This is a genomic window from Vasconcelosia minhoensis LEGE 07310, from assembly GCF_015207255.1.
Taxonomy (GTDB): Bacteria; Cyanobacteriota; Cyanobacteriia; order Phormidesmidales; family Phormidesmidaceae; genus Vasconcelosia; species Vasconcelosia minhoensis.
In genome coordinates, this window is the sequence record NZ_JADEXG010000141.1 from 1 (window position 1) to 2,490 (window position 2,490).

The 2,490-nt window shown below is 55.9% G+C and carries 2 protein-coding genes; both read right to left on the reverse strand.

The window, feature by feature from the left end; all coding sequences use genetic code 11:
* Positions 1–32: 32 nt before the first annotated feature.
* Complete coding sequence (istB, locus tag IQ241_RS25110; RefSeq protein WP_322743802.1) at positions 33–827, reverse strand: IS21-like element helper ATPase IstB; 795 nt, start codon at positions 825–827, stop codon at positions 33–35.
* Positions 733–2,286 carry an IS21 family transposase gene (gene istA, locus IQ241_RS25115; RefSeq protein ID WP_193912535.1) on the reverse strand — a complete coding sequence of 518 codons (1,554 nt, stop codon included), beginning with the start codon at positions 2,284–2,286 and terminating at the stop codon, positions 733–735. The genes istB and istA overlap by 95 nt, the downstream gene beginning before the upstream one ends.
* Positions 2,287–2,490 lie beyond the last annotated feature (204 nt).

Genomic DNA, 2,490 nt, shown 5'->3' on the forward strand with positions numbered 1-2,490 from the left:
TATCAAATGTCAATTAACTTGTCCGGTCAGCGTCAATTAACTTGTCCGGTCTTATCAGTCTGCTTTTGAGAACGCTGTTTAGCCCTGTGCTGCCGAAAACTGTCTGCCTGGATTTCGATGATGACCGCATGGTGAACGAGTCTATCTACGGCAGCGACGGTCATGGTAGTGTCAGCAAAGATGTCATCCCAGGCGCTAAACGCATGGTTGGCGGTAATCAGTAAGCTGCGCAATTCATAGCGATGAGCAATCAGCTCAAACAGGACAGAGGTTTCGGCTTCAGACTTTTTGACGTAGCTGATATCGTCTAACACCAGCAGGTCATACTTATCGAGCTTAAGTAGGGCTGGCAGCAGCTTGAGGTCGGCTTTAGCGGCCTGTAATTGCTGGACTAAGGCCGTTGCCGAGCAGAACTTGACCCGGGCACCTAAGTCAATGAGGGCTCGACTGATAGCAGCAGCCAGATGGGTTTTGCCGACCCCAGAGGGGCCAAATAACAGCAGGTTCTCGCCTCGCGATAACCAGGCCGGATCTTGAGACAGTTGAGCCAGGGTGGCCTGATTGAGGTTTGGGCAGCGGCTAAAATCAAAGTTAGAAATTGCTTTAGCTGGCGGTAGTTTGGCCTCTTTGAGGGCGGGTTGAATGCGAGAGTGATAGCGCTGAGACGCTTCATGCTCACAGAGTGCCAATAGAAACTGAGCATGCGACCAGCTTTGCTCCAGCGCTTGCCGCTCAAGGGCCTGCCAGTGATGGTTCATATGGGATAGCTTGAGATGTTTGAGGAGGGCGCTGAGGGTCTCTTTGGCGGTCGTGGGAGTAGGTGTCATAGCCGAGCAACTGGTCATAGTGGGTCAAGGGATGCTGTTGAACGTCAAGCCCGGGGCAAGGCAGTGGGGTAGAGGCTTTGAATTCCTGCTGGAGACTTGCCAAGCTGAGTGTCCCGGCTTGGAGCTGAGCGCTGAGGAACTGAGCAACGGCGTACTCTTTGTCTTGCTTAGCCGCAATGTAGAGGGCTTCGGTCATCAGTCGGGCCGCTAGATAGCGCTCAAACTGCTGCTTCAGCTGCTGCCAGAGCTGGCGGTAATCGTCATTGGGTAGGAGGTCTTGCTGCCAGGTGCAGTTGAGGAAGGCACGGGGCTTCACTCGTAAACTCTCAACCCCGTGCCGGTAATTGACGCTGCGAGCCCGACGGGTCGGGGCATCAGCCGGAACATGAACGCGGCTCAGCGTGACCACCCGGTGCCTGCCGACAAAGACCCCGAGTCGGTCATGATGCAAATGCACCGTGACGCGCTGGCCAATCAGCCGTGATGGCACCGTGTAGGTAATGCAGCGTACACAAATGGTGCTGTGGGTAGTGACTCTAGCACTGAGAATCTCGTAGTCTGCATAGCGGTAAGTCGGTAGCGCTTGCAGATGCGGGCGTTCTTGCTCAAAGCGGTGATGGCATAGCTGGTTGAGTCGCTCAATCAGCTGCTCAATCAGTTGCTGGTAGTCGCTGAGCGACTCAAAGTCGAAGGAGCCGCGCAGCAGCAGTGCCTGGTGTAGGCGGTTTTTGAAATAGCCATGCGGACTCTCGATGCTCCCGTTCTCATGGGCCTGAGCCCGGTTATTGCGAGTCGGCTTGAGCCGATAGTGCTGGCAGAGCCGGTCATAGAGGTCACTCAAATCGCTCTGCCTTCGCCCCCCCAGATTGCGATAGGCAGCACTGAGGCTATCGGTGCGGTGTTCTTGGGGTGCCCCACCACAGGCGCTCAGCGCATTCTGCAGCCCTTCTGAGAGCGCGATAAAGCTCTCACCGCCCTGAATCACCTGCACATACTGCCAGCCGCTGTAGGCTAGCCGATAGTGGTAGAGCAGATGCGCAAACGGTTTCGATTGAATGGTAATGGGGGCTTGCTTGAAGTGGGTAAAGTCGGACAGCCCCATCTCACCCGGACGATGAACCAGCTCGAACATGACCGGTTTTGCTGGGCCAGCGGTCGCTCTCCACTGCTGCACCCGACGCTGCAAGGTACGCAGAATAGACCGGCTGTATCGCTGCGGATAACGCTGCTGCAGGTGCTCGAACAGCGTCATGGCTTGCAGCTGAGGGGCTCGCTCTAGCATGGGCACCAGTTCACTGTCCCAGACCTCGGCCAGCGGATCCTTGCGCGTCCGCCAGTCATGCCGCCGACCGGGTTGGCGTGGGTGCTGGCCTTGCTCAATCCGCCTGCCGCTGCGGACAGAGATACCGGCTTGGGCTGCGGCTGTGCTTTGTTTGCTGCCGCTCTCTCTAGCTTTCATATACAGCTTTACCTGGGGTGGGTTGATACGTTTCCCTGACACTGGCCTCATGCTTTGGCGTGGGTTGACGCTGCCTAGTGTCTATATTGCAGTTGGAAATGTTAAGGGCTTGTCGCTAATTGACGCTCTGTAAGAACCTGATGCGATCTCATGAACCGGACAAGTTAGTTGTCGTCAGTCAGCCAAGTTAATTGTCGTCTAATA